This window comes from Nonomuraea sp. NPDC049152, from assembly GCF_040648355.1.
Lineage (GTDB): Bacteria > Actinomycetota > Actinomycetes > Streptosporangiales > Streptosporangiaceae > Nonomuraea.
In genome coordinates this window covers 87,356-113,272 of sequence record NZ_JBEZDO010000009.1, presented here as the reverse complement: position 1 = coordinate 113,272, position 25,917 = coordinate 87,356, and the positions used below count along the sequence as shown (strand labels likewise).

The following is a 25,917-nucleotide window of genomic DNA, read 5'->3' as shown; positions in this document are numbered from 1 at the left end:
GGCGGGTGAACGCTGAGCCCTTCTACCGCGATCCGTACCCGGTCTACGCCGAGGCCCGCAGGACCCGCGGCCTCACCTTCCTGCCCCAGCTGGGCGCCTGGCTGGTCAGCAGGCGGGACGACGTGCGCGAGGTGCTGAGCAAGCCCGAGTACTTCTCCTCGGCTCGCGCGCTCAAGCCCGACTATCTGCCTGGACGCGCCGCTCTCTCGGAGCTGGTCAAAGGACTCGGCGGCGTCCAGGCGGTGCTCACCGCGGACGGGGAGGCGCACCGCCGCCTGCGCAGGCCGCTCACCAGGGGCCTGTCGCCCAGCAGGGTGGCCGCCGCCCTGCCGTTCGTCACCAAGCGGGCCGAGGCGCTCATCGACTCGTTCTCCGGTGACGGCCAGGTCGAGTGGATGGCGGCCTACGCCAAGCCGCTGCCCGCCGACGTGATCGGGCACCTGCTGGGCCTGGACCCCGCCGACGTCCCCGGCGCGATCAGGGGCGCGCAGCAGGCCGAGAGCCTGCTGTTCACCGAGCTGACGGAGGCCGGGCAGGTCGAGGCCGCGAAGGAGATCGTGGCCCTGCAGCACCTGCTCGACGGCTACGCCCGCGCCCGCAGGGAGGACCCGCGCGACGACCTGATCACCGAGATGGTCAGGGACCTGGCGCCCGGCTCCGACGAGCTGACGCTCGACCAGCGCAAGGAGATCGTCTCCAACCTGCAGAACCTGCTGCTGGCCGGACACCTGACGGCGACCGCGCTGCTCGGCACGCTGGTGCTCAACCTGCTGCGCGACCGCCGCCAGTGGGAGCTGCTGTGCCAGCGGCCCGAGCTGGTCCCCGCGGCGATCGAGGAGGCGCTCAGGTTCGAGGCGCCCGTCCAGGGCTTCCGCCGTACGGTCACCACCAGCGTGACGCTGAGCGGCACCCAGCTGGAGGAGGACGACGTGGTCTTCGTCTCCTTCGCCTCCGCCGGTCGCGACGCCGACGCCAACGCGCGCCCCGACGAGTTCGACATCACCCGTCCCGCGTTCAGGCAGCTGTCGTTCGGCCACGGGCCGCACGGATGCCCTGGCTCGCAGCTGGCCAAGGAGCAGGCCCGGATCACGCTGCAGACCCTGATGCGCGAGCTGCCCGGCCTGCGACTGGCCGACGAGGAGGTCGGCATGGCGCTCACCCTCATCCACCGCTCCCCCGAGGCGGTCTTCCTGACTTGGTGACAGCCCGAGGCACCCGCAGGGCTTACGGTCGGAACATGACGATGCAGAGCACCGACGTGGACGTGGTCGTGATCGGCGCGGGCCCCGCAGGAGAGAACGTGGCGGGACGGGTGGTGCGCGGCGGTCTGTCGTGCGCCGTCGTCGAGGATCACCTCGCCGGGGGCGAATGCTCCTACTACGCGTGCATCCCCAGCAAGGCGCTGCTGCGGCCGATGGAGCTGGAGGCCGAGGTGGACAGGGTGCCGGGGCTGGCGCTCGCCGGGCCCGTCGACGTGGCCGCGGTACTGAACAGCAGGGACAAGGCGGTCGGCCACCTCGACGACAGCAGCCAGGCCGACTGGATCACCAAGCTGCCCGCGCTGCTGCTGCGCGGCAGGGGCCGCCTGGCGGGCGAGCGCCTGGTGGAGGTGAAGGGCAGGGACGGAACGGTCACCACGCTGCGCGCCAGGCACGCCGTGGTCTTGGCCACCGGCAGCGTGCCCGTCGTCCCGCCCGTCCCTGGGCTGGCCGAGGCGCGGCCGTGGTTCAGCAGGGACGCCACCTCGGTCCGCGAGGTGCCCGCGCGCCTGGTCGTCCTCGGCGGCGGAGTGGTGGCCTGCGAGATGGCCCAGGCGCTGCACTTCCTGGGCGCCGCCGAGACGACGCTCCTGGTGCGCGGCGGCGGCCTGCTGGGCCGGACGGAGCGGTTCGCCGGGGAGATGCTGGCCGACTCGATGCGCGAGAAGGGGATCGACGTACGGCTCGGCGCCAAGGTCGCCCGCGTCGAGCGGGCCGAGGACGGCGGCCCCGTCACCGTCCATCTGGAGGGCGGCGAGAGCGTGGAGGCCGACGAACTGCTCGTGGCCACGGGCCGCAGGCCCGCCACCGACGACCTCGGCCTCGACGTGGACGGCGCCGTCCATGTGGACGACAGCATGCGGGTGCCCGGCTCGGACTGGCTGTACGCCGTGGGCGACATCAACGGCCGCAACCTGCTCACCCACATGGGCAAGTACCAGGCCAGGGTGTGCGGCGACGTCATCGCCGCCCGCGCGCACGGCAGGCCCGACGACGCCCCCTCGCTGCGCGACAGCGCCGACGGCAGGGGCGCGCCCCAGGTGGTGTTCACCGACCCGCAGGTCTGCTCGGTCGGCCGTACCGAGCAGGCCGCCCGCGCCGACGGCTTCGCCGTGCGCGCGGTCGAGTTCGACATGGCCAACGTCGCGGGCGCGTCGCTGATGGGCGAGGGCTACAGAGGGCGAGCCAAGGCGGTCGTCGACGAGGAGCGCAAGGTGCTGCTCGGCGTCACGTTCGTGGGTCCTGCGGTGGCCGAGCTGCTGCACGCGGCCACGATCGCGGTCACAGCGGAGGTGCCGCTCGACACGCTGTGGCACGCTGTGCCGTCGTTCCCGGCGGTCAGCGAGGTTTGGCTGCGGCTGCTGGAGGAGTACGGGCTCTGAGGGCCGTCACGCGGGATAGCCGATCTCCTCGAGGTCGGCCATCCCGGCGTCGGCGTTGAGGGCCGCGACGATCTCGGCGGTGAGCGGCCGGAGGGCGAGGACGTGCTCGACCGCGTCGAGCGGCACCTCGGTCTCGTAGTAGTCCTCGGCCCACTCCTGGTACGCCTTCGCCGTGAGTCCGGTCAGGAGCGAGAACAGCCAGTCGGCGCCGTCGGGGTCGCCGTGCTCGCCGAGCGGGAAGTCGATCGAACCCGCGTGCCAGCGGGTGTCGTCGTGGGTCCGCCACAGGCAGACGGTGATGCTCGGCACGCCGTCCATCGTGAACGCGGGCTCCTCCACCTGCGCGCGGAACGCCTCGGGCACCTGGTCCACGAGCCCCGGCCACAGGGCCACGGGCTCGGCCGCCCACGGGCTCATCGGCGACTCATGGTCGAAGCCGCGCACGTAGGCGCCGTCCGCGGTGAAGACGATCGAGTACCCGTCGCCCGACCCGTTGTCCATCGACGCCATCTCCTCACCGGGCCCCCATGCGGGGTCGTAGGAGCGGCAGGCCCACTCGCCGCCGAGGATGGCGTCCAGGGCGGCCAGGGCTCTGCAGCGGTCGCGGAGCGTGGGGATGTCGGGCATGGCGGCGGCGAGGTCGTGGACGGTCACCGGAGGAGTCGACCAGAGTTCTAGGCTTCTGTCACATGAGGGTCACGCTGGTCCAGGGCGACATCACCGAGCAGCGCGTGGACGCCGTCGTCAACGCCGCCAACTCCTCCCTCATGGGCGGCGGCGGGGTCGACGGCGCCATCCACAGGCGCGGCGGCCCCGCCATCCTCGCCGAGTGCCGGCGGCTGCGCGCCTCCAAGTACGGCAAGGGCCTGCCGACCGGCCAGGCCGTCGCGACCACGGCGGGCGAGCTCCCCGCCCGCTGGGTGATCCACACGGTCGGTCCCGTCCACTCCGCCGAGCAGGATCGCTCCGCGCAGCTGGCCTCCTGCTACCGCGAGTCGCTCAAGGTCGCCGACTCCCTTGGCGCGGCCAGCGTCGCCTTTCCCGCCATCTCGGCGGGCATCTACGGCTGGCCGCTCGACTCCGCGGCCCGCGTCGCCGCCTGCACGGTCAAGGCGGCGCACACGGGCGTGGAAGAGGTGCGGTTCGTGCTGTTCGACCATGACGCGCACACCGCCTTCCAGCAGGCCGTCGAGAGCTCGGGGCCGACCAACGACGAGATCGTCGCCGCGCTGTCCGCCCAGCCGGCCGACCGCTGGCGCGAGGTGTTCGAGACCGGCGATGTCGGGCTGCTCTACCAGCTCGGCGTGGTCGTCGGCTTCGACTGGCCGCTCTGGCGGCGCACCACCACCGTCGACGTGGCCGGGGCTCCGGTGAGCGACGCCGTACGGCTGGCCACCTCGATCGTCCGCGCCGAACGGTTCGGCGGGCCCGCGCCCGACCTGGACATGCTGAAGCCGATCCTCGACCGGTTGCGCCGCTGGTACGAGACCGAACGCTGACGCCGAGCCCGACCGGCGGGGCCTGGGGGCCGGGGCGGCCTGCCGTACGGACGCCGGGGCTACGAGCCCAGGTCGCGGACCACGTTGTCGAGCCGGTGCGCGAGCGTCTGCAACTCCTGCTCGGTGGCGTGCTCGCCGGGGACGAACTCCCTCAGGTCAGCCCGCCTGGCGATGACTAGGCCGCGGTGTGCCTCGTCGACCTGGTCGCCCGGCATCACCACGCAGTCGCCCCGCACGAACACCAGGGTCGCGTCGGGGTCCGCGGACTCCAGCAGCTGGCGGACACAGTCGGTGTCGATGAGCGGCATCGTCGGCCTCCCCGCTCGTGGAACATGACCGCGACCACCTACCCGGTTTCCGAAGGAAAACGCGTTCGCCTGGCGGCGCACGAACCGCAGCGCTCTCCGGCGTTCCCGGTTTTCGTCGGTGGAGGGTGCCAAGCTGGCTCCATGCTCACCACTCAGTTCTCTCCAGGGGCACCCAACTGGATAGACCTCGGCGCCCCCGACGTCCAAGGAGCCGCCGCCTTCTACCGTGGTGTCTTCGGCTGGTCCTTCCGGTCGGCGGGCCCCGGCGGCGGCGACTACGGCTTCTTCCAGCAGGACGGCAAGACCGTCGCGGCCCTGGGTCCACTCATGGAAGAGGGTGCCGGCGCCGCCTGGACCACCTACTTCGCCACGCCCGACGCCGATGCCTCGGCCAAGCTCGTCGAGCAGCACGGCGGCACCGTCCGCGTGGAGCCGTCCGACGTCTTCACCGAGGGGCGGATGGCCCACTTCACCGACCCTGCGGGCGCGGAGTTCGCCGTATGGCAGGGCGGCGACACCGCAGGCCTCGAGCTGGTCACCGATCAGGGCTCGCTCGGCTGGGTGGAGCTCCACGTGCCTGATCCCACCGCGGTCCAGCCGTTCTACCGGGCCGTCTTCGGCTGGACGGTCGAGACCGTGCCCATGGGCCCCATGGACTACATCGTGTTCTCGACCGCCCAGGGCGACAACCCCGCCTTCGGCGGTCTCGTCCAGACGGCGGAGGGCGACAAGCCCCGCTGGATGCCCTACTTCGAGGTCGCCGACTGCGACGCCGCGGTCGCCCGCGCCCAGGAGCTCGGCGGCACCGTCGTCATGCCGGCCGAGTCGGTCGAAGGGGTGGGCCGCTTCGCGGCGCTCGACGACCCGTTCGGCGCCCGGTTCGCGGTGATCACCAGCGCCACCTGACCGCCCGCCGTCCGGCGGCCGGATCGGCGCGCATCTCCGCCGCCTTTCGGTTGTGGGGGACGTGCCCCGCCACGCACCATCGAGGTGCACGCCCCGTCAACCGGAAGGTGCCAGACGATGCCCCACCACCCCAACCTCGACCGCGAACTCGCCGCCGCGCTCGACCGGTTCGAGATGCCCTTTCCCGAGGTGTCGACGCTCACGGCGGAGGACCTGCCCGAGCTGCGGGCTCAGGCGGCCGCCATGTACGCGTCGGCGGCCGTCGACGATCCGCTCGTCACGATCGAGGAGCGGTGGGCGCAGGGTCCCGAGGGCGCTCCCGATGTACGGCTGCGCGTCTACCGTCCCGCCGAGGCCGCGGAGGAGCCGCTGCCGTGCCTCTACTGGATCCACGGCGGCGGGATGATCGTCGGCATGCCCGAGGCCGACGACGCGCTCGTCGGGCGGTTCGTCAAGGAGGTCGGATGCGTGGTGGTCTCCGTCGACTACCGCCTCGCGCCCGAGCACCCAGACCCCGCGCCGGTCGAAGACTGCTACGCGGGCCTGGCCTGGACCGCCAAGAACGCCGCCGAGCTGGGCATCGACCCTGCTCGCCTGGCGGTGGGCGGGGCCAGCGCAGGGGGCGGGCTCGCGGCGGGCACGGCGCTGCTGGCCAGGGACAGGGGCGGCCCAGCCCTCGCCTACCAGCTCCTGGTCTGCCCGATGCTCGACGACCGCGATGCCACGCCGTCCACGCTGGAGTTCGAGACCGCGGTGGTGTGGGACCGCGCGGCCAACATCTTCGGATGGACCTCGCTGCTCGGCGACCGCAAGGGGACCAATGACGTCTCGCCGTACGCGGCTCCGGCCAGGGCCGACGACCTTACCGGGCTGCCACCCGCGTTCATCGACGTCGGCGAGCTGGAGGTGTTCCGCGACGAGTGCCTCACCTATGCGAAGCGGCTCGCCCAGGCGGGCGTGTCCACCGAGTTCCACCTGTACGCGGGCGCGTTCCACGGCTTCGACCTGATCATCCCCGAGGCGGAGGTGAGCCGCCGGGCCGGCGCGGCGCGCATCATCGCCCTGCGGCGAGCCCTGCTCTCCTGACGGACCTCGCCGCCCCCGGCTTCCCGGGGTCGGCCCGTCGCTCCGGATCGCGTCGGACACGGCGGGCGCTGGGGATCTGAGCGCCGGCCCCGGTAGTGGGTTGTCGCCTTCGGCCGGGGCTCCGGGCCAGCGGTCAGGTGACCAGGCGGACCAGTGAGAGTGCGAGGTGGGGGAGAAGCGTCGGCAGGCGCGGCAGAAGGCCCCGCACACCGCCAGGCTGACCAGGATTTCGGCCAGATCGGCGGGGCTGGGCATAGTGTTGTGAGACAGCGCCCGTCTCGTCCCTGGGGGTCGTCTTGTCCGACCAGCAGCCCTATCCGTATGGCTCGTCCGACTCGTACGGCCTGCACTACCCCTCAGAGCCCTACGACCCCCCCTCGCACCCCCCGATCCCGTACGGCCAGCAGATCCCCGGTCCCTTCGGACACCCCGCCGTGCCGTACACCAGACAGCGGCCTCCCGGCCCGCCGCCTCCGCGCAAAGAGCCGGCGATCTCGGTCCTCCTGTCGTTCTTCTTGCCCGGGGTCGGGTCGATCGTCAACGGGGACACGGCCAAGGGGGTCGGCATCCTCGTCGGGTCGTACGCCGCGTTGTTCTTCGGGATCATCCTGACGTTCGTGCTCATCGGCTTCCTGATCCTGCCCGTCGCCTTCGGCCTGTGGGTGTGGGGTCTTGTCGACGCCTACCAGGGCGCCGTACGGGCCAACCAACGCAACGGCTACCCGAGCTAGCACCGACGCATGTAACGTCTCATGAGTGCTAAGGCGTTACATGTACCTCACTTCAGCGCCGATCCAACGTCTGAGGTCCCTGCCGCCGTCTCAGGCTCGCCGGCACCGAGCGCTTCGGGCGGCACCGGCGCCTCCCGGCAACCCCGAGTGGCCGCCGAACCAAATCCCGAGGCCGCCACCACCCTGGGCGCCCCTTCGCGGCGGTCCGAGGCCGACGCTGCCGCCTCTCGCTCGTCGCAGCCGACCGGAGGAGCCGTCGATTCCGGGCCCGCAGCCGAGGGCGTCCACGACTCGCCGCGCCGCGGCATGCGCCGCGGACTGCTCGCCGGGTTCGCGGCCCTCGCACGAACGAGGAGCCTCCGGCGCGCCACGCTGACCTCGATGATCTCCTACGCGGGTCTCGCGACGCTGACGGTCTCCGCCCCGCTGCTCGACGCCCGCCTGGCCGGTGATCCCGGGTACGGCACGCTGCTGCTCTCCGTGCTGGCCGCCAGCGCCCTCGTGGCGAACGCCGTGCTCGCCAAATTCCCCGCCGGCCGCCCGGACGCCGTCGTGCTCGCGAGCGTACTGATCGTCGGCGCGGGCCTGGCGCTGACCGCCTTGGCGGGAAGCTTCACGATGACGGCGCCGGCCGTAGCGCTCGTGGGGCTGGGCGAGGGACCACAACTCACCGCCCTGTTCGCGGTACGGCACCGCGAGGCGCCGCCCGGCCGCGCAGCCAGGTCTTCACCACGGGAGCCAGCCTGAAGATCACCTCGTTCGCGCTGGGCTCGGCGATGGCCGGACCGCTGGCCGCCCACTCCCCCACCGCCGCGCTGCTGGCAGGGGCCGCCATCCAACTCGTGGCAGCCGTCGTCTTCGTCCTCTCCTGTCGCCCTCCCCGAGCTACGAGTGCGACCACCGCCTGACGGAAGGCGGCATCATCCGGCGTGGCGCCGGAATGCCCGGACCGGCGGACGAGAGCCGAGGACGACCCCGCAGGCGCGACCCTGCGGGCATCCGGAGACGGCGGACCCCAGAGGCACCGCGGGTGGAGTCCCGATCGATCCGTTCGGCGCGGGTGTGCCGTCAGGGATGGGCGGCGCGGTGGGCGGCGACGCGTTCTCTGGTGGCGCAGCGGGTGCCGCAGTATCGGCGGGGGCTGCCTCCGCCTAGGTCCAGGTACGGCTTGCCGCAGCCCGTCGCGGCGCACAGTCCGCCGGGTACGCGCGCGAACACCCCGGCCAGTCGCGCCGCCGCCAAGCGCATCGTCTCGACGTCGTGCGGGGTGAGGTCGAGGGGTGGCCGCTCGCCGTACTCCAGGAGGACGCGGGCCACCGCATCCACGTCCGCGCGCTCGTGGAGGAGCGCCACGATCAGGGCGACGGCGCGGGGGGCCATGGCCTTCGTCGAATGCACGCCCGCAGGATAGCTCTCCATTGCGGCACCGCCTTCCGATGGAGTGAGGCATACGGGGGAGTTGCGATATGGGAGCGCTCCCAAAGACATGCCTGAGGCGTTTATACCTATAAATGCGGATTCATGCTGCGAAAACACCTCCTCGGTAACGGTTGTGTTTCGTCATATTGACGTTCGGCCACCCTCTCGGACACTCTTCGTGGGAGCGCTCCCAAAAACGTCCACCCGCGGTTCCAACGGCCGGGGACGAGGCCGCGACCACCCGAGAGAGGTCCAGAATGATGACCACCAAGCGCCGCGGCAGCCTCACCGCCGCCGCCCTGGCCGCGACCGCCCTGGCGATCGCCTCCTGCGGCTCGGGCACCACCGCCACCCCCACCGGCGCCCCTGCGGCTTCCGGCGCCGCCGAGCCCGTCACCGTCAGGGTCCAGGTGTTCGGCGGCGGCGAGAACTTCGGCTACAAGAACGCCGTCACCAAGTGGAACGCCGAGCACAAGGACGTCCAGATCAAGCTGGAGGTGCTCACCGACCAGTTCGAGCAGGTCTACTGGCCGCAGATGATCCAGTGGCTGCAGGCGGGCAAGGGCGCGGGCGACGTCGTCGGCATCGACGAGGGCGGCATGGGCCTGGCGAAGGCGCACCCCGAGTGGTGGGCCGACCTGGGCGAGCAGGGCCTGTCCGGCCGCCAGGCCGACTACCCCGCCTGGAAGTGGGAGAACGGCGTCTCCGCCGACGGCAAGGTGTTCGGGCTCGGCACCGACATCGGCGGCATGAGCATCTGCTACAACAAGACGCTGTTCGAGAAGGCGGGCCTGCCGACCGAGCGCGACGAGGTCGGCGCCCTGTGGCCGACCTGGGACGACTTCCTCAAGGTCGGCCAGCGCTTCCAGGGCAAGGTGAAGGACGCCAAGTTCACCGACGGCACCAACACCCTCTACAACGTGGTGCTGGTCCAGGAGGCGGCCAAGAACGGCAACCTCGCCTACTTCGACAAGACCAACGCGCTCGTCGTCGACAAGAACCCCGCGGTGAAGACGGCCTTCGACTTCGCCCAGAAGATGACCCAGCTCGGCCTGACCGCCAAGCTGCGCAACTTCACCGAGGAGTGGGCGACGGGCACCAAGAAGAACGCCTTCGCCACCGTCGGCTGCCCCTCGTGGATGCTCGGCGTCGTCAGCGGCAACGCGGGCGAGGGCGCCAAGGGCCAGTGGGACGTCGCGGCGGTTCCCGGTGGCGGCGGCAACTGGGGCGGGTCGTGGCTGGCCGTACCCAAGCAGTCGGCGCACCCGAAGGAGGCGGCGCAGGTCGCCGACTACCTGACCAGCGCGGAGGTGCAGGCCAGCGTGTTCACCGACTTCGGCAACATGCCGAGCAACACCAAGGCCCAGCAGGACCCGGCGGTGACGGGCGCGAAGAACGCCTTCTTCAACGACGCCCCGATCGGCGACATCTTCGCCAAGTCGGCGGCCTCGCTGCAGCCGGTGTTCCTCGGGGTGAAGCACACGCAGGTGAAGAACGCCATCGAGTCAGTGGTGCAGGGCATGGACGACGGCTCGGTCGCCCAGGACAAGGCCTGGCAGCAGCTCGTGGACGACGCGGTCAAGGCCGCGGGCTGATCCGGCCCGACAGCCGCGACCCCGTGACCGGCTCCGGCCCGCCGCCGCGACACGTCGCAGGCGGGCCGGTCGCCCGTCCCCGAAGCGAGAGGTCTCCATGAGCCTTCACCTGGAAAAGGCGCCCCTGAGGGTCGCCGCGCCGCCACCGCAGGGGAACGGCAGGCGCTGGCGGTCCGTCCTGGACATCAGGGCCATGCCGTACGTCCTGATCTCCCCCTACTTCGTGCTCTTCGCGTTCTTCGGGCTGTTCCCGTTGGCGTTCACGCTGTGGTACTCGCTGTACGACTACGACCTGGCCGGCACCACCGAGTGGGCGGGCCTCGGCAACTACGTCCAGTTGCTGGCCGACGACGACTTCTGGAACGCGGTCGTCAACACCGTCGGAATCTTCCTGCTGGCCACGATCCCGCAGCTGCTGCTGGCGCTGCTGCTGGCCAACGCACTCAACAAGCGCCTGCGCCTGCGGCTGACGATCAGGATGAGCGTGCTGCTGCCGCTGGTCACCTCGGTGGTGGCGGTCGCGGTCGTCTTCACCCAACTGTACGCCAGGGACTGGGGCCTGGTGAACTGGGTGCTGAGCTGGTTCGGCGTCGACCCGATCAACTGGCGGGCCGAGCGCCTCCCCTCGTGGCTGGCGATCGCCACCATGGTCGACTGGCGATGGACCGGCTACAACGCGATCATCTTCCTGGCCGGCATGCAGACGATCCCGCGTGACCTGTACGAGGCGGCGTCGATCGACGGGGCTTCGCGGCGCAGGCAGTTCTGGCAGATCACGCTGCCGATGCTGCGCCCGACGCTGATCTTCGTGGTGCTGAACTCGACGATCGGCGGCCTCACCCTGTTCGCCGAGCCGACCACCTTCTACAACGGCAACGTGGACGGCGGCTCGCAGGGCCAGTTCCAGACGGTGGCGATGTTCATCGTCAAGCAGGGCTTCAGGGAGTTCGACTACGGCTACGCCGCCGCGGCGGCCTGGCTGCTGTTCCTGCTCATCCTCCTCGGCGCTCTCATCAACTTCCTTTTCGTCCGCCGGATCGGGGGCACCAGATGACCGGCTCGACAGGCGGTCCCGGGCTGTGGAACGCCACCGTCATGACCAAGGTCATGCTGGCCGTCGCGATCGTGCTGTCGGCCTTCCCCCTCTACTGGATGCTCGTCATCGCCTCGCGCACCAACGACGACGCCGTGGAGGTCCCGCCGCCGTTCCTGCCCGGCGGCAACCTGGGCGACAACATCCAGGCGGTGCTGGCCAACGAGGACGCCCACTTCATGACCGGGCTGATCAACTCCTTCACCGTGGCCACCGTCGTGACGGTGTCGGTGGTGCTGATCTCCACGCTGGCCGGGTTCTCCTTCTCCCGGCTGCACTTTCGTGGCAGGCGACTACTGCTGCTGACGATCCTGCTGACGATGATGGTTCCGCTGCAGCAGATGGGCGTCGTGCCGCTCTACCGGCTCATGGTCGACCTGGGGTGGACGGGCACACTCACGGCGGTGATCCTGCCGTACCTGCTCAACGGCTTCGGTGTGTTCCTGATGACGCAGTACACCGAGCAGGCGGTGCCGAACGAGCTGGTCGAGGCGGCCAGGGTGGACGGCGCCTCGACGATGCGGATCTGGTGGAGCGTCGTGCTGCCCGCCGTCCGGCCCGGCATGGCGGTGCTCGGCATCAACACCTTCATGCTGCTGTGGAACGACTACATGTGGCCGATGATCGTGCTGACGCCCGACAACCCGACCGTGCAGATCGCCATCCAGGCGCTCAACGAGAGGTTCTCCACGAACTATGTGCTGATCTTCGCGGGGACCGCGTTGTCCATCATCCCGCTCATCATCGTGTTCATCGCGTTCGGCCGGCAGATCGTCGGCGGCATCATGGAAGGTGCGGTCAAGGCGTGACAACCCAACAGGACCGGCTCGACGACCGGCTGCTGTTCCCCACCGGCTTCACGTGGGGCGCGGCGACCTCGGCGTACCAGATCGAGGGGGCGGTCGGCGAGGACGGGCGCGGCCAGTCCATCTGGGACGTGTTCTCCAGGAAGCCCGGCAGGGTGCTCGGCGGCGACAACGCCGACGTGGCCATCGACCACTACCACCGCTACCGCGAGGACGTGGCGCTGATGGCCGAGCTGGGGCTGAGCGCCTACCGCTTCTCGGTCTCGTGGCCGCGCGTGCAGCCCGACGGGACGGGCCCGATCAACCAGCGGGGGCTCGACTTCTACCGGCGCCTGGTGGACGAGCTGCGCGAGCGGGGGATCGACCCGTGGGTGACGCTCTACCACTGGGACCTGCCGCAGCCGCTGGAGGACAGGGGCGGCTGGCCGGAGCGGGACACCGCCTACCGCTTCGCCGAGTACGCCTCCGCCGTGCACGAGGCACTGGGTGACAGGGTGCGCGACTGGTCCACGGTCAACGAGCCGTGGTGCGCCGCCTTCCTCGGGTACGCCTCGGGGGAGCACGCGCCAGGACGGCGGGAGCCGGCCGGCGCCGTCAGGGCCGCGCACCACCTCAACCTGGCGCACGGCCTGTCGGCGCGGGTGCTCAAGAACGACGGCAACAGGGTCGGCGGCTGCGTGAACCTGTACGCGGTCTCCCCCGCCACGGACGCCGCGGCCGACCTCGACGCGGCACGGCGCATCGACGGGCTGCAGAACCGGTTCTTCCTCGACGCGCTGCTGAGGGGCCGCTACCCGGCCGACGTGCTGGAGGATCTGGAGCGGGTCACGGACATGGCGTTCGTGAAGGACGGCGACCAGCAGACGATCGCCGCCCCGATCGACGTCCTGCTGGTCAACTACTACAGCCGCTTCACCGTCTCCGGCGTCCCCGGCGGCGCCGCGTCGGCTGCGGCGGCGCCGACCGACACCGCCTCCCCCTGGGTGGGCAGCGAGCACGTCTCGTTCGTCAACGGCGGCCGTCCCGTCACCGCGATGGGCTGGGAGATCGACGACAGCGGCCTGAGGGAGATCCTGGTGCGGGTGGCCGCCGACTACCCCCGCCTGCCGCTGGTCGTCTCGGAGAACGGCGCGGCCTTCGACGACGTGCTGTCCGGCGGAAGGGTGCGGGACACCGACCGCATCGCCTACCTCGACGCCCACCTGCGCGCCTGCAGGGCGGCGATCGACGAGGGGGTGCCGCTGGAGGGCTACTTCGCCTGGTCGCTGATGGACAACTTCGAGTGGGCATGGGGGTACGGCAAGCGCTTCGGACTCCTGCACGTGGACTACGCCACCCAGCGCAGAACCCCCAAGGACAGCGCGCTGTGGTACGCGGAAACCATCCGGCACAATAGCTGAATGGCCATGAACCGACCAACGCTCGAAGCGGTCGCAGCGCTCGCCGGGGTCGGCAGGGGCACGGTGTCCCGCGTCATCAACGGCTCGCCGAAGGTGAGCACGAAGGCCAGGGACGCCGTGCTGAAGGCTGTCGAGGAGCTCGGCTACGTCCCGAACAGGGCGGCCAGGACGCTGGTCACGCGGCGCACCGACACGGTGGCGCTGGTGGTGTCGGAGTCGGAGCAGCGCATCTTCGACGAGCCGTACTTCGCGGGCATCATCCGCGGCATCGGCTCGGCGCTGGCGGAGACGGGGCTGCAGCTCATCCTCGCGATGGCGCAGTCCCCTGGTGAGCACGAGCGGCTGGAGCACTACCTGACGGGGCAGCACGTCGACGGCGTGCTGCTGCTGTCGCTGCACGGTGAGGACCCGCTGCCGGGAAGGCTGGAGGCGATGGGCGTGCCCACCGTGCTCGGCGGCCGTCCCGTCGGGCTGGAGGCCTTCAGCTACGTCGACATGGACAACAGGGCGGGGGCCAGGCAGGCGGTCAAGCACCTGCTCGGCCTTGGCCGTTCCAGGATCGCGACGATCGCGGGCCCGCAGGACATGGGGGTGGGCGTCGACAGGCTCGCGGGCTACCGCGACGCCCTTCTGGCCTCGGGCATGGGCGAGCTGGTCGCCTTCGGCGACTTCTCCGAGGAGAGCGGCGAGAGCGCGATGCGCGAGCTGCTGGGGACGCGGCCCGAGCTCGACGCGGTCTTCGCCGCCTCCGACCTGATGGCCATGGGCGCCCTGCGGGCGCTGAGGGCCGAGGGCCGCTCCGTGCCGGGCGACGTGGCCGTGGTCGGGTTCGAGGACTCCAAGGTGGCGCTGCACACCGATCCCCCGCTCACCACGGTCCACCAGCCGACGGAGCTGATGGGCAGGCAGATGGCGCACCTGCTGGTGGCCAGGATCAACGGCGAGGAGCTGCGCCAGCCCGTGCTCATCCTCGACACCCATCTGGTGCTGCGCGGCACGGCCTGAGGGGACGAACAACGCGTCTGTATCCTTTCCCGGTCGAAAGGAATCCCCCCGTGCCCACACTTTCCGGTGCCGGCTACACCGCCGAGATCAGCACCCGCGGCGCCGCCGTTCGCGGCCTGCGTCACGGCGCGCGCGAGCTGCTCACCAGCTGGCCCGAAGGCAACTCCGCCCCCTACTTCGCGGGCACCCTCCTGGCTCCGTGGCCCAACAGGGTGGGCGGCGCCGTCTACACGTTCGAGGGCGAACGCCGCGAGCTGCCGGTCAACGAGCCCGAGCGCGGCCACGCCCTGCACGGCCTCGTCCACGCGGCCGAGTGGCGGGTAGCCGAGCAGGAGCGGTCGTGGGTACGGCTGGCGCACGACCTAGCCCCCTCGCCCGGCTATCCCTTCGCCCTGTCGTTCCAGGTCACCCACAGGCTCGGCGAGCGCGGCCTGACTACGACGGTCGCCTGCAGGAACGCCGGTGAGAGCGCCGCCCCCTACGGCTGCGGCCCGCACCCGTGGCTCCTCGGCGAGCGGCTCCACCTGCCCGCCTCGAAGGTGTTGCTCCCCGACGAGCGGATGCTGCCGCGCGCGCTGGAGGACGTGGCGGGCACGCCGTACGACTTCGGGCAGGCCCGGGAGCTCGGCGACGCCCGCCTCGACCACACCTTCACCGGGCTTTCCTCGGGCGAGGTCACCGTCGACGACATCAGGGTGAGCTGGGACCCCTCGGTGCTGCCGTGGGTGCAGGTCTGCACCGGCAGGCACCTCGACTACGTCGGCGTCGCGGTCGAGCCGATGACCTGCCCGCCCGACGCGTTCAACTCCGGCGCCGATCTGGTCGTGCTGGAGCCCGGTGACGAGCACGAAGCCTCGTGGACGATCGGAGCCCGCTGATGGAGAGCAGGACCAAGCGCAGGTTAGCGGCCGACGAGCTGTCCTGGCTCGCCCATCGGGCGGTCGGCTCGCACGTGCGCGAGGCGGTGGAGCTGGCCGACGGCTTCGCCAACGCGGTGTGGCGGCTGACGCTCGACGACGGCCGCAGCGTCGTGCTGAAGCTGTCGCCGCCGCCCGAGCTGGAGCAGCTCACCTACGAGCGCGACCTGCTGCGCATGGAGGCGGCCGCCTATCCGCTGGCGGCGTCGGCGGGGGTGCCTGTCGCGGCGCTGCTGAAGGCCGGATTCGACGATCCGGTGCTGGGCGGCGACTACCTGGTGCTGTCCACGCTCGACGGCACGCCGTGGAACCAGGTCGCGCTCGACGAGGCCGCGAACGCGGCGCTGCGGCACGAGCTGGGCGGCTACCTGGCCAGGCTCAACACCGTCACCGGCCAGGTGTACGGCTACCCGCACAACGGCCTGACGGGCTCGACGTGGCGCGAGGCGTACCTGCGGATGGCGGGGGCGCTGCTCGACGACGCGCTGCGCTATCCGGCCACCCCGCTCCCCCGCCCGGTCGCCGAGCTGAGGGCGGTGCTGGAGAGCGCGTCCGACGTGCTCGACGAGGTGACCACGCCGCACCTGGTGCACTTCGACGTCTGGCCGGGCAACGTCTTCCTCGACCTGGCGGGGAGCCCGCGCATCCAGGCGATCATCGACCACGAGCGCGCCTTCTGGGGCGACCCGCTCGCCGAACTGATCACGCCGACGCTCTTCGGCGAGATCGACGAGGACGACCCGCTGCTGGCCGGGTACCGCGCGGTGCGCCCGCTTGAGCTGACTGCCGGGGCGCACCGGCGGCTCGACCTCTATCGCGCGTACCTCTACCTGATCCTGCTGGTGGAGAACGGCCCCCGGCAGTACCCGGAGGCCGACTACGCTCCCCTGCGCGACCTGGCGACGGCCTCGCTGATCAAGGTCCTCGACCGGCTCTAGTGCCGGTGGCCCTCCTCGCCGTGCTCGGGCTCGGCGGAGTTGGCCACCGCGTCGTAGCCCTGGGCCGCCTCGACGCCCAGCGTTCTGGCCTTGGCCTCCTGCTCGGCGAAGCGGCAGGTGGTTGCGCCGGTGACGGTGTTGGGCGCGCCCAGGTCGTCGGGTGTGACCCCGGCGCAGGTCAGCGCGCCCCTGACCGAGGTGCCCGCGACGGTCGCGCTCCGGTTCCCGTTCAGTACGGCGGCGCCGCGGATCCTGGCGCCGACGACGGTGAGCGTGCCGCCCGAGACGGACAGCGCGCCGTCGACCTCGGCGTCGAGCAGGTGGATCTCGGCGGCGTTCGAGGCGGTGAGCGGGCCCTTGACCGTGCCGCCCTTCACCACGAGGGAGGCGCCGGGCCGTACGGTGACGGGGCCCGTGACCTCGGCGCCCGCGAGGCAGGTCACGCCCTCGCGCACGGTCAGCGGGCCGCGGTGCGCGCCGGTGACGGTCGTCGTGCAGGCGGGCGGCGGGGCGATCGTGGTGACGGTGAACGCGCGCTCCCGGCCGCGGTTGCCGGAGGCGTCGATCGAGCGGTACTCGATCGTGTGGCGGCCGCGGGGCAACTTGCCGTAGACGAGGTGGTCGATGGTCGTCCCGGTCTCGGTGAAGGTCCACGGCAGCTCGGACGAGGTGGGCCAGCCGAAGTAGTTGAACCAGCCGTCGCGGTCCACGCGCGACTCCGAGACGATGTAGCCGTCGTTGTCGTCGTCGCCGGTGAGTTTCATGGTGAAGGGGCCGTTGTAGATGTAGGTGTCCGCGCCCGGCTTGAGCAGCGGCTTCGACAGCTCGTAGCCGGTGGTGGGGGCGACGGCGTCGACCTTCCAGGTGAGCGTCTTGCCGCCGAGGGTGGCGGTGAGCGTGTGCGCTCCCGTGGCGAGACCCTTGAGCGCGACCTCCGTGCCGGTGGCGAACTGCCTGCCGTCCAGCGACCAGGTCGCGGCGGGGACGGCGGCCGCCGGGTGGGTGGTCTCGACGTGGACGACGTCGACGCCGCCGACGGGCCGGTCGGTCGGAGTGGAGGAGACGATGGCGGGCGTGACGCCGTCGGGCGGGGTGGTGATCGCGGTGTCGACGGTCCAGGTCCGGGTGCCCGTCATGGCGGCGCGGATCGCGGGGTCCCTGACGAAGCCGGTCGGGTCGGTGACGGTGGCCTTGACCGTGTGCGTGCCGGGGGTGAGGCCGAGCGTGCGCAGGTCGAGGACGTCGACGTCGCCGGGCAGGTCCTTGCCGTCGACGTTCCACGTGGTGACCAGGCCGTGGCCGACCGGGCGCATCGGCTCGACCCACAGCACGCGGTCGGCGCCCACGGGCGCGCCGGTGGGGGTGGCGTCCTGGACGACGTCGGTCTTGGCGGTGATGCGCCTGACCATGACCTCGCGGCTGACCTGGTCGAAGTAGTAGCCGAGGGTCTTCATCATGGAGTGCCTGCTGGGCCGCCACACGCCCGTGGTCGCGTACATGCCGCCCTCGTAGCGGGCGATCGGGCCGCCGGACTCGCTGTCGTCGCCGAGCCAGCGCCACCACTTGCGCTGCTGGTCCTTCATCTGCTGCTCGGTGAGCAGGCTGTGGTGGGCGCTGCCCGGCTCGCCTCCTGTGTAGGGGCCTCCGGGGACTCCGCGCTGGTAGTAGTCGTACTCGTCCTGCAGGCCGCCGAGCGAGTGGCCCAGCTCGTGCGGGCTGATGAGCGCGGACATGGCGTTGCTGCCGGAGGCCGTGGCGTAGGCGCCGCCCGCGCCGCCGTAGGTGCCGCTGTTGGCCAGCGCCATGATCTGCCGGTTGGCGGAGGTGGTCCCCGCGATCAGGTTGGCGTAGCGGGTGGCCGCCGCGTTGTCCATCGTGATCAGGCGTTGCACGCTCGACGCGTTGCAGCCTCCCCAGAAGCCCATGCTGAGCGGCGTGTTCTTCCTCGGTGAGGTGAGGTCGGGGTCGCAGCTGACACCCGACTCCCCCGAGACGATGTCCACGCGGTAGACGTTGATGTAGTTGCGGTAGGACTTGAACGGCTCGATGGACCACATCACGTTGAGGTGCCGGTCGACATCGGCCCTGAAGGCCGCCTGCTCGCTCTCGGTGTAGCCGTCACCCATGATGATCAGGTTGAACCGCTTGGCGGGCGGGCCCGTCACCTGGACCTGCGTGACCGTGGCGCTGCCTGGCTCGGCAAGGGCGGGGAGCGGGACCAGCCACGCGAGGGCCAGCACCACTGCAACAAATATCCGCATGCCCCGAAATATCGGCCTGCGCAGCGGTCGCAGGGACATCCCATATGGGGATAATTCCAGTGTTATGGTCCGGAAATGCAGTTGGAGCTGAGGCATCTGAGGGTGCTGCGAACCATCGCCGACCAGGGCAGCGTCACCAAGGCCGCCGCCTCGCTCGGAGTCTCGCAGCCCGCGCTGACCGCCCAGCTGCGCCGCATCGAGCAGACGCTGGGCGGACCCGTCTTCGAGCGTGACCACACGGGCGTGTCGCCGACCGCCTTCGGGGAGTTCGTGCTGGCCAGGACGCGCTCGATCATCGCAGGCGTGGACGACCTGCTGCAGGCGCGCACGCCCGCCCATCCGGTGGTGCGCGTCGGCAGCTTCGAGAACCCGATCGTCGTCACGCTGCTGGAGAGCCTGTCGAGGACGCTGCCGGACTCGCGCATCACCCTGCAGACCGAGCACTTCGTCAGGGTCCTGGTGGACATGGTGGCCAACGACCGGCTCGACGTCGCGCTCGTGGCCGACTACCCGGGCCACGCGTTACGCTCGCACGCCTCGCTCGGGCTCGGGGTGGTGGCGGTCGAGCCGGTCTTCGTGGCGCTGTCGTCGGGGCATCCGCTGGCGGGCCGTACCGAGGTGGACCTGGCGGAGTTGGCGGGCGAGCAGTGGGTGCTGCCGCCTTCGGACGGGATGGGGTGGCCAGAGCACCTCCTGGAGGCCTGCTCGGCGGCGGGGTTCTCGCCGAGGGCGCGCTACCAGATGGTGGAGGCGGGGGTCCGGCGCGAGCTGGTCGGCGCGGGACACGCGGTGTCGGCCTGCCAGGCGCTCTACGAGGCGGGGCCCTCGGTGACCGTGCTGCCGCTCAGGGGGAACCCGCTCTGGATGCGGCACGTGCTGCTCTGGCGCGTCGCGGGCCCCGTGGCGGCGCAGTCGGCGACCGTGCTGGCCGCCGCCGTCGCCGCGCACCGCGCCGTCGCCGCCCGCAGCCTGCCGTACCAGGCCTGGACCAGCCGGTACGGCACGCCGCCAGACTTCGCCTGAGTGCCTTGCGCATCCCTCGATCTCAACGCATGATGAATTCATGCGCTGTGTCATAGCAGGCGGCGGCCCCGCGGGCGCGATGCTCGCCCTGCTGCTGGCCAGATCGGGCGTAGAGGTCACGCTGCTGGAGAAGCACGCCGACTTCCTGCGCGACTTCAGAGGAGACACCATCCATCCGTCGACCCTTCAGGTGCTCGACGAACTGGGCCTGGCCGAGGAGTTCCACCGGATTCCGCACCGCAAGGCGTACGGGCTCGACCTGATGACCGACACGGGGATCGGGCATCTGGCCGACCTGCGAGGGCTGCCAGGACGCTACGACTACATCGCCTTCGTGCCTCAATGGGACTTCCTCAACCTCCTCACCTCCCAGGCCGCGAGATATCCGTCCTTCCGGCTGCTCATGAACGCCGAGGCGTACGGCCTGATCCGCGAGGGCGGAACCGTCCGCGGCCTGCGGTACCGCGACGAGGACGGCGAGCACGAGCTGAGGGCCGATCTGACGGTCGCGGCCGACGGCCGCGGCTCGGTCCTGCGCCAGGCGGCCGGCCTGGTGCCGAAGGAGCTCGGCGCGCCGATGGACGTCGTCTGGTTCAGGATGCCGCGAGAGGACACCGACCCCGGCGAGACCTTCCTGCGCGTCTCGACGGGTCAGCTCATGGCCACGATCAACAGGGAGACCTACTGGCAGCTCGGCTACGTCGTCCCCAAGGGCGGGGCCGAGCGGCTGCGCGCCGCGGGCATCGAGGAGCTGCGCCGCAGGGTCGGCCGGCTGCTGCCGTTCCTCGGCGAGCGGGTCATGCAGCTCAAGAGCTTCGACGACGTCAGCACGCTCACCGTCGCGCTGAACCGGCTGCACCGCTGGTACCGGCCAGGATTCCTGTGCATCGGCGACGCGGCGCACGCGATGACGCCGGTGTTCGGGGTGGGGATCAATCTGGCCGTGCAGGACGCGGTCGCCGCGGCCAACGTCATCCTGAAGGAGGGCCCCTCCGCGGTGCACAAGGTGCAGCGGCGGCGCATGTTCCCGACCAGGGTGACGCAGTTCGCCCAGCAGGTGGCGCAGAAGCGGCTCGTCAAGCCCGCGCTGTCAGGTTCGCTGCGGCTGACCCGGGTGCCCGACCTGACGCGGATCCCCGTGGTCAACAGGCTGGCCAGGACCTTCATAGGCAACGGTGTCCGTCCCGAACATGTGGCCATGAGGTGACATGACGGTTCGGCCCGGCGCGCGAGGCCGCTGCGGCGGGCGTTCGCGAGCCGCCGCCCTGCGGCGAATCGCCCGCCACCTTCTCACAACGTGGACGCGAGGTCGGCGTGCGGGGGGCAGGTGGAATACCCTCGTATGCCGTGAGCAACCTTGATTCCTGGCGAACCATGACCGCGGCCCAGCAGCCGGACTGGCCCGACCGCAGCGAGCTCGAGAAAGTGGTCGCCGAGCTCGGCGGACTGCCACCGCTGGTCTTCGCGGGCGAGTGCGACCAGCTGAAGGACCAGCTGGCAGCCGTCGCCAGGGGCGAGGCGTTCGTCCTGCAGGGCGGCGACTGCGCCGAGACGTTCGCCGGCGCGACCGCCGACAACGTGCGCAACAAGCTCAAGACACTGCTCCAGATGGCGATCGTGCTCACCTACGCCGCCAAGGTCCCCGTCGTGAAGATCGGCAGGGTCGCGGGACAGTTCGCCAAGCCGCGCTCCAAGGGCACCGAGGTCCGCGACGGCGTGGAGCTGCCCGCCTACCGCGGCGACATGGTCAACGGGTTCGAGTTCACCGCCGATTCGCGCAAGCCCGACCCGTGGCGGCTGCTGCGCGCCTACCACTCCTCGGCCGTCACGCTCAACCTCGCGCGCGCCTTCACCAAGGGCGGCTACGCCGACCTGCGCCAGGTCCACGCGTGGAACCAGGACTTCGTGGCCGAATCGCCCGCCGGGCGCCGCTACGAGCAGCTCGCCAGGGAGATCGACCAGGCGCTGGCGTTCATGCGGGCCTGCGGGGCCGACCCCGAGGAGTTCCACACGGTGGAGTTCTACTCCTCGCACGAGGCTCTCATCCTCGACTACGACAGGGCGCTCACCAGGGTCGACTCGCGCACCGGCCTGCCGTACGACGTGTCGGCGCACATGGTCTGGATCGGCGAGCGGACCCGCCAGCTCGACGGGGCGCACGTGGAGTTCTTCTCCCGCATCCGCAACCCGATCGGGGTGAAGCTCGGCCCCACGACGACGCCCGAGGAGGCGCTCGCGCTGGTCGACAAGCTGAACCCGAAGAACGAGGCGGGGCGGCTGACGTTCATCACGCGGATGGGGTCCTCCAAGATCCGCGAGCACCTGCCGACGCTGGTGGAGAAGGTGACCGCGTCCGGCGCCCAGGTGGCGTGGATCTGCGACCCGATGCACGGCAACACGTTCGAGGCGCCGAGCGGGCACAAGACGCGGCGGCTCGACGACGTGCTGGACGAGGTGGCGGGGTTCTTCGAGGTCCACAGGGCGCTCGGCACGCACCCCGGCGGCATCCACATCGAGTTCACCGGTGACGACGTGACCGAGTGCGTGGGCGGCGGGCAGGAGATCGTCGAGGGCGACCTCGCGCTGCGGTACGAGACGGCCTGCGACCCTCGCCTCAACCGGAGCCAGTCGCTGGACCTGGCGTTCCGGGTGGCTGAGCTGTACCGGTCGGTCTGACGCTGACGTTTCCGCGCGCCCGCTCCCTTCGCTCTGGGGGCGGGCGCTCGGCGCCCGCACACCCATGCGCCCTCCAACTGAGTATCAAACCGGCATTCCATGGGCCGTAACGCGGTGGAGCGCCGCGGCGTCGTGCACCGCGGCGGCGAGCCGGTCGTGTTCGGGGTAGGACCAGCCGAAGCCGAAGCGGCGCCGCGTGTAGCCGAAGGCGATGCCGCTGCGCGGGTCGGCAAAGGCTTCCGAGCCCGCCGAACCGTCGTGGCCGAACGCGTTCGCGCTCAGGAACGGGTAGCGCAGGCCCTTGGCCTGGAAGCCGAGCGCGTAGTTGCCCTGGTCGCCGCGGACCAGGTCGGCGCCGGTGGAGTGCAGCTGGGCGAACTCCGCGACGATGTCCGGCCTGAGCAGCGGGGGCTGCCCGTCGATGCCCCAGACTGCCGCCGCGTACAGGCCGGCCAGGCCGCGCGCGCTGCCCACCCCGCCGGCCGACGCCTGACCGTTCGCGCGAACGGCGCGGTCGTTGACGAAAGCCGCCTGGTCCAGCGGCGGAGTGCTGTTGAGCCCGTACCCGATCCCCAGGATGCTGTGCGGGCCCGGAACGTTCGACCAGAACGCGGCCTCCTGCTCCGGCGTGGCCGTCCACCACTGGATCGGGCGGAACCGGCCCTCCTCAGCCTCGGGCAGCCCCAGGTAGAGGTCCAGCCCGTACGGGGTCCGGATGCGCTCGTCGTAGACCTGCTGGAGCGACTGGCCGGTCACACGCCGGATCACTTCGTTGACCATGGCGAACGAGACGAACCCGCCGTAGCCGTAGGCGGAGCCCGGTCGCCAGTACGGGCGCTGCGCGGCGAGGCGGCGCGCGATCACCGCGTCGTCGGCGAGCTTGGCCGCCGACAGGCCGCCGTCGACGCCGATGACACCGGAACGGTGGGTGAGCACGTCCCGCAGCGTGATCGTGTCCTTGCCTGCGGCGGCGAACTCCGGCCAATGCCGGGCCACGGGCTCGTCGAGGCCGAGGGCCCCCTCCTGCACCAGCACGGCCGCCACCAGCGTCGCGGCGCCCTTGGTGGAGGAGTAGACGCCGGTCAGCGTGTCACCGCTCACCCCGTCGCCGGCCCACAGGTCCACCACCTGCCGGCCGTGCGCGTAGGCGGTCAGCTGCGAGCCCACCTGGCCGTCCTGCTCGGCCACCACCGCGCCGAACACCTCGCGCACCTGCTCGAAGCCGTCCGCCACCGTTCCTTGAACATCCGTCCTGCTCATCGTCAGCAACCTTTCGTGAGTGTTGGTCGCCCGCATGACGGATGGCGCGGGGGAAAGGTGACCGGTGCGCTTGCGGTCACCTTTCATTGGTTTGATGCGTCACCGGTATGACGTTTGCCGATGGAGAGGAAGGCGATCGTGAAGCCCCATGACTTTCTGGCTGTCCAGTTCGAGGGGCACCGCCCCCATCTGAGGGCGGTCGCCTACCGCATGCTCGGCTCGCTGACCGAGGCCGAGGACGCGGTCCAGGAGGCATGGCTGCGGCTGGCGCGCTCGGACTCCGGTGACATCGACAACCTCGGTGGCTGGCTGACCACCGTGGTCGGCCGGGTCTGCCTGGACATGCTCCGCGCCCGCAAGGCCCGGCGTGAGGAGTCGCTGGAGGACCGCCTGCCGGATCCGGTGATCAGCCGTGAGGACGTCACCGATCCGGAGCACGAAGTGCTGCTGGCCGACTCGGTGGGGCTGGCGCTGCTGGTGGTGCTGGAGTCGCTGACCCCGGCCGAACGGCTGGCGTTCGTGTTGCACGACATGTTCGGCCTGCCGTTCGAGCAGATCGCGCCCATCGTGGACCGCACCCCGGCGACGGCCAAGAAGCTCGCCAGCCGTGCCCGCCAGCGGGTCCGCGGCGCGGCCCCGAACCCCGACCCCGACCGGGCCGATCAGCGCCGGGTGGTGGACGCGTTCCTGATCGCCGCGCGCGGCGGCGACTTCGACGCGCTGGTGTCCATCCTCGACCCCGACGTGGTGCTGCGCGCCGACGGCGGGGTGCTCACCAACGGCATGAAGGTCATCCGCGGCGCCGCGGCCGTGGCCGGACAGGCCGCCACCTTCCAGCGCATGGCCACCAGCGCCGCCACCCACCCGGCGCTCATCAACGGTCTCGCCGGCCTGGTCAACACCATCGACGGCCGGCTGATCTCCGTCATGAGCTTCACCATCTCCGACGGCGGGATCGCTACGATCGACATTTTGTCCGACCCCGACCGGCTGGCCCGCCTCGACCTTGCCGGCCTGGAGCCGTGACTCCTCCCCGTCCATCGCCTGTTCCGCCGAGGCAGGTGGTGTTTTCCTGGGAAAACTGGCACGCTGCCGCGATGATCCATATTCCGTACCTGGGGTCGGGCCCGTACTGCTACTCGCATTCGCTGGCCATGATGATGGGAGCCGGCGCGCCCGAGCCGGCCGTGATCGAAACCGTGACCGGCAGCCCGTTCGGCATGCAGCTCGTCGGCGGCACACTGCCGTTCTTCGACCCGTACGGCTGGACGCCGGAGACCGGCGTGGAAGACGCCCTGACCGCCCTCGGCTGGACCGCAGACACCCTCAGCGGAGGCGACGCGAGCCGCGCGCTCGACCGGCTCGCCTCGCTGTTGGAGGCCGGGCCGGTCATGGTCGGCCCGATCGAAATGGGACATCTGCGCTACCAGCCAGGCAAGACCGGCCCCATCGGCGCCGACCACTACCTCATCGCCGTCGGCGTCGAGGGCGACCACATCACCGTGCACGATCCCCAGGGCTACCCCTACGCGCAGCTGCCGCTGACCGACTTCGTCGACGCCTGGCGCGCCGACACGATCGAGTACGGTCAGCCGTACACAATGCGCACCGGCTTCACCCGGGTCACCGACATCAGTACAGCCGCGGCCATCATCGCCGCCCTGCCCCGCGCCATCACCTGGCTAACCGCCGACCCGGACCCATCTATGCCACCGGCCAGCCTCGCGAACGGCGAAGCCGCACTCGCCCTGGCGGACCGGCTCGACGCCCGTGACGAGGAACTCCGCGAACACCTCATCCACTTCGCCGTCCGCGTCGGCGCCCGACGTCTCGCCGACGCCGCCACCTGCCTGCTTCGCGTGGGATGCGCCACCCCGGCGGCCACCCTGTCCCGCCAGGCCCGCCTCGTCGGCGCCCTGCAGCATCCCCTGGCCACCGGCGACACCCGCACCGCCGCCCAGATCCTGCGTGTCCTGGCCCCGACCTACGACACCGTGCGCACCGACCTGGCGCACACCCTCGCCACCGCGGCCTCCGCAAACCCCATGCCCGCCGCACCGCGCCCCGCGCCTCGGACGAACGCCGCGCCCGCCGCCACGTCCGCCACGTCCAGTTGACCGCTGGCCGCCGCGACAAAGCCATCGCCCTGCTGCCCTACTTCGCCGCCTGCGCATCTCCGAAGTCGTCGGCCTCGACCTGGCCGAGATCCTCGGCCACGGCTCCCTCGAAACCACCCGCCGCTACGCGCTGCCCACCGAGGCCGACAAAGCCGCCGCCCTAGACGCCCCACTACAGACCACTAACGGAGCGAAGAAGTCCCACGTCGCCAGCGCTGATTTCCGCACTCAGCCTC

Annotated in this window: 24 protein-coding genes and 1 pseudogene; 20 read left to right on the top strand and 5 right to left on the bottom strand. The window is 71.1% G+C overall.

The window, feature by feature from the left end:
* Positions 1–5 precede the first annotated feature (5 nt).
* Both AB0B45_RS18540 and AB0B45_RS18535 read left to right on the top strand, forming a co-directional pair.
* On the top strand, positions 6–1,202 hold the full coding sequence (locus AB0B45_RS18540; RefSeq protein ID WP_358131913.1) for a cytochrome P450: 1,197 nt from the start codon (positions 6–8) through the stop codon (positions 1,200–1,202).
* A 35-nt stretch (positions 1,203–1,237) separates the two neighbouring features.
* Positions 1,238–2,641: an NAD(P)/FAD-dependent oxidoreductase gene (locus AB0B45_RS18535; protein WP_358131911.1), complete on the top strand. Its 1,404-nt coding sequence runs from the start codon at positions 1,238–1,240 to the stop codon at positions 2,639–2,641.
* Positions 2,642–2,647: 6 nt separating this feature from the next.
* Here AB0B45_RS18535 and AB0B45_RS18530 read toward each other — a convergent pair whose 3' ends face one another.
* Positions 2,648–3,295, bottom strand: coding sequence for a hypothetical protein (locus AB0B45_RS18530; RefSeq protein ID WP_358131910.1), 648 nt, complete (start codon positions 3,293–3,295; stop codon positions 2,648–2,650).
* 35 nt (positions 3,296–3,330) lie between these two features.
* On the opposite strand from AB0B45_RS18530, the pseudogene AB0B45_RS18525 reads away from it, so the two are divergent.
* Both AB0B45_RS18525 and AB0B45_RS18520 read left to right on the top strand, forming a co-directional pair.
* Positions 3,331–3,834 (top strand): annotated as a pseudogene (locus AB0B45_RS18525) (O-acetyl-ADP-ribose deacetylase); the annotation flags it as partial.
* A gap of 24 nt (positions 3,835–3,858) precedes the next feature.
* Entirely contained in the window at positions 3,859–4,140 is a 282-nt protein-coding gene (locus AB0B45_RS18520) for a DUF6508 domain-containing protein (protein ID WP_358132220.1), read from the top strand.
* Positions 4,141–4,199: 59 nt separating this feature from the next.
* On the opposite strand, the gene AB0B45_RS18515 is transcribed toward AB0B45_RS18520, so the two are convergent.
* Positions 4,200–4,448, bottom strand: coding sequence for a hypothetical protein (locus AB0B45_RS18515; protein WP_358131908.1), 249 nt, complete (start codon positions 4,446–4,448; stop codon positions 4,200–4,202).
* A gap of 141 nt (positions 4,449–4,589) precedes the next feature.
* On the opposite strand from AB0B45_RS18515, the gene AB0B45_RS18510 reads away from it, so the two are divergent.
* The 4 genes from AB0B45_RS18510 to AB0B45_RS18495 all read left to right on the top strand — a co-directional run bounded on the left by AB0B45_RS18510 (position 4,590) and on the right by AB0B45_RS18495 (position 7,918).
* Complete coding sequence (locus AB0B45_RS18510; RefSeq protein ID WP_358131906.1) at positions 4,590–5,354, top strand: VOC family protein; 765 nt, start codon at positions 4,590–4,592, stop codon at positions 5,352–5,354.
* A 117-nt stretch (positions 5,355–5,471) separates the two neighbouring features.
* The gene (locus AB0B45_RS18505) at positions 5,472–6,440 is read left to right on the top strand and encodes an alpha/beta hydrolase (protein WP_358131904.1); all 969 of its coding nucleotides are present in this window, start codon (positions 5,472–5,474) and stop codon (positions 6,438–6,440) included.
* Positions 6,441–6,736: 296 nt separating this feature from the next.
* A complete protein-coding gene (locus AB0B45_RS18500) occupies positions 6,737–7,171 on the top strand; it encodes a hypothetical protein (RefSeq protein ID WP_358131902.1) in 435 nt (144 codons plus the stop codon).
* Positions 7,172–7,318: 147 nt separating this feature from the next.
* Positions 7,319–7,918, top strand: a complete 600-nt coding sequence (locus AB0B45_RS18495; protein WP_358131901.1) for a hypothetical protein — start codon at positions 7,319–7,321, stop codon at positions 7,916–7,918.
* Positions 7,919–8,239: 321 nt separating this feature from the next.
* Here AB0B45_RS18495 and AB0B45_RS18490 read toward each other — a convergent pair whose 3' ends face one another.
* Positions 8,240–8,569, bottom strand: coding sequence for a CGNR zinc finger domain-containing protein (locus AB0B45_RS18490; RefSeq protein ID WP_358131899.1), 330 nt, complete (start codon positions 8,567–8,569; stop codon positions 8,240–8,242).
* A gap of 278 nt (positions 8,570–8,847) precedes the next feature.
* Here AB0B45_RS18490 and AB0B45_RS18485 point away from each other — a divergent pair, with 278 nt between their 5' ends.
* The 7 genes from AB0B45_RS18485 to AB0B45_RS18455 all read left to right on the top strand — a co-directional run bounded on the left by AB0B45_RS18485 (position 8,848) and on the right by AB0B45_RS18455 (position 16,344).
* Positions 8,848–10,185, top strand: coding sequence for an ABC transporter substrate-binding protein (locus tag AB0B45_RS18485; RefSeq protein WP_358131897.1), 1,338 nt, complete (start codon positions 8,848–8,850; stop codon positions 10,183–10,185).
* Between the two features lie 97 nt (positions 10,186–10,282).
* Complete coding sequence (locus tag AB0B45_RS18480; protein ID WP_358131895.1) at positions 10,283–11,239, top strand: sugar ABC transporter permease; 957 nt, start codon at positions 10,283–10,285, stop codon at positions 11,237–11,239.
* A complete protein-coding gene (locus AB0B45_RS18475) occupies positions 11,236–12,087 on the top strand; it encodes a carbohydrate ABC transporter permease (protein ID WP_358131893.1) in 852 nt (283 codons plus the stop codon). The genes AB0B45_RS18480 and AB0B45_RS18475 overlap by 4 nt, the downstream gene beginning before the upstream one ends.
* A complete protein-coding gene (locus AB0B45_RS18470) occupies positions 12,084–13,484 on the top strand; it encodes a GH1 family beta-glucosidase (protein WP_358131891.1) in 1,401 nt (466 codons plus the stop codon). Before AB0B45_RS18475 ends, AB0B45_RS18470 begins: the two co-directional genes overlap by 4 nt.
* A 6-nt stretch (positions 13,485–13,490) precedes the next feature.
* Complete coding sequence (locus AB0B45_RS18465; RefSeq protein WP_358131889.1) at positions 13,491–14,489, top strand: LacI family DNA-binding transcriptional regulator; 999 nt, start codon at positions 13,491–13,493, stop codon at positions 14,487–14,489.
* Between the two features lie 50 nt (positions 14,490–14,539).
* Positions 14,540–15,367 carry an aldose 1-epimerase family protein gene (locus AB0B45_RS18460; RefSeq protein WP_358131887.1) on the top strand — a complete coding sequence of 276 codons (828 nt, stop codon included), beginning with the start codon at positions 14,540–14,542 and terminating at the stop codon, positions 15,365–15,367.
* Positions 15,346–16,344 carry an aminoglycoside phosphotransferase family protein gene (locus tag AB0B45_RS18455; RefSeq protein ID WP_358131885.1) on the top strand — a complete coding sequence of 333 codons (999 nt, stop codon included), beginning with the start codon at positions 15,346–15,348 and terminating at the stop codon, positions 16,342–16,344. The genes AB0B45_RS18460 and AB0B45_RS18455 overlap by 22 nt, the downstream gene beginning before the upstream one ends.
* Here the strand turns inward: AB0B45_RS18455 and AB0B45_RS18450 are convergent.
* Positions 16,341–18,605 carry a M64 family metallopeptidase gene (locus tag AB0B45_RS18450; RefSeq protein ID WP_358131883.1) on the bottom strand — a complete coding sequence of 755 codons (2,265 nt, stop codon included), beginning with the start codon at positions 18,603–18,605 and terminating at the stop codon, positions 16,341–16,343. The two genes, AB0B45_RS18455 and AB0B45_RS18450, sit on opposite strands and share 4 nt — an antisense overlap.
* A 75-nt stretch (positions 18,606–18,680) precedes the next feature.
* Between AB0B45_RS18450 and AB0B45_RS18445 the strand changes: the two genes are divergently transcribed.
* From AB0B45_RS18445 to AB0B45_RS18435, 3 genes are all read left to right on the top strand, one after another.
* Positions 18,681–19,628 (top strand): LysR family transcriptional regulator, encoded by a 948-nt coding sequence (locus AB0B45_RS18445; protein ID WP_358131881.1) that lies wholly within the window; start codon positions 18,681–18,683, stop codon positions 19,626–19,628.
* Between the two features lie 40 nt (positions 19,629–19,668).
* The gene (locus tag AB0B45_RS18440) at positions 19,669–20,835 is read left to right on the top strand and encodes an FAD-dependent oxidoreductase (protein WP_358131879.1); all 1,167 of its coding nucleotides are present in this window, start codon (positions 19,669–19,671) and stop codon (positions 20,833–20,835) included.
* 140 nt (positions 20,836–20,975) lie between these two features.
* On the top strand, positions 20,976–22,304 hold the full coding sequence (locus AB0B45_RS18435) for a class II 3-deoxy-7-phosphoheptulonate synthase (RefSeq protein WP_358131877.1): 1,329 nt from the start codon (positions 20,976–20,978) through the stop codon (positions 22,302–22,304).
* A gap of 84 nt (positions 22,305–22,388) precedes the next feature.
* Here the strand turns inward: AB0B45_RS18435 and AB0B45_RS18430 are convergent, their stop codons facing one another.
* Positions 22,389–23,564: a serine hydrolase domain-containing protein gene (locus AB0B45_RS18430; RefSeq protein WP_358131876.1), complete on the bottom strand. Its 1,176-nt coding sequence runs from the start codon at positions 23,562–23,564 to the stop codon at positions 22,389–22,391.
* A gap of 138 nt (positions 23,565–23,702) precedes the next feature.
* Between AB0B45_RS18430 and sigJ the strand changes: the two genes are divergently transcribed.
* Positions 23,703–24,590: an RNA polymerase sigma factor SigJ gene (gene sigJ / locus AB0B45_RS18425; protein ID WP_358131874.1), complete on the top strand. Its 888-nt coding sequence runs from the start codon at positions 23,703–23,705 to the stop codon at positions 24,588–24,590.
* A gap of 71 nt (positions 24,591–24,661) precedes the next feature.
* Positions 24,662–25,681 (top strand): hypothetical protein, encoded by a 1,020-nt coding sequence (locus tag AB0B45_RS18420; protein ID WP_358131872.1) that lies wholly within the window; start codon positions 24,662–24,664, stop codon positions 25,679–25,681.
* Positions 25,682–25,917 lie beyond the last annotated feature (236 nt).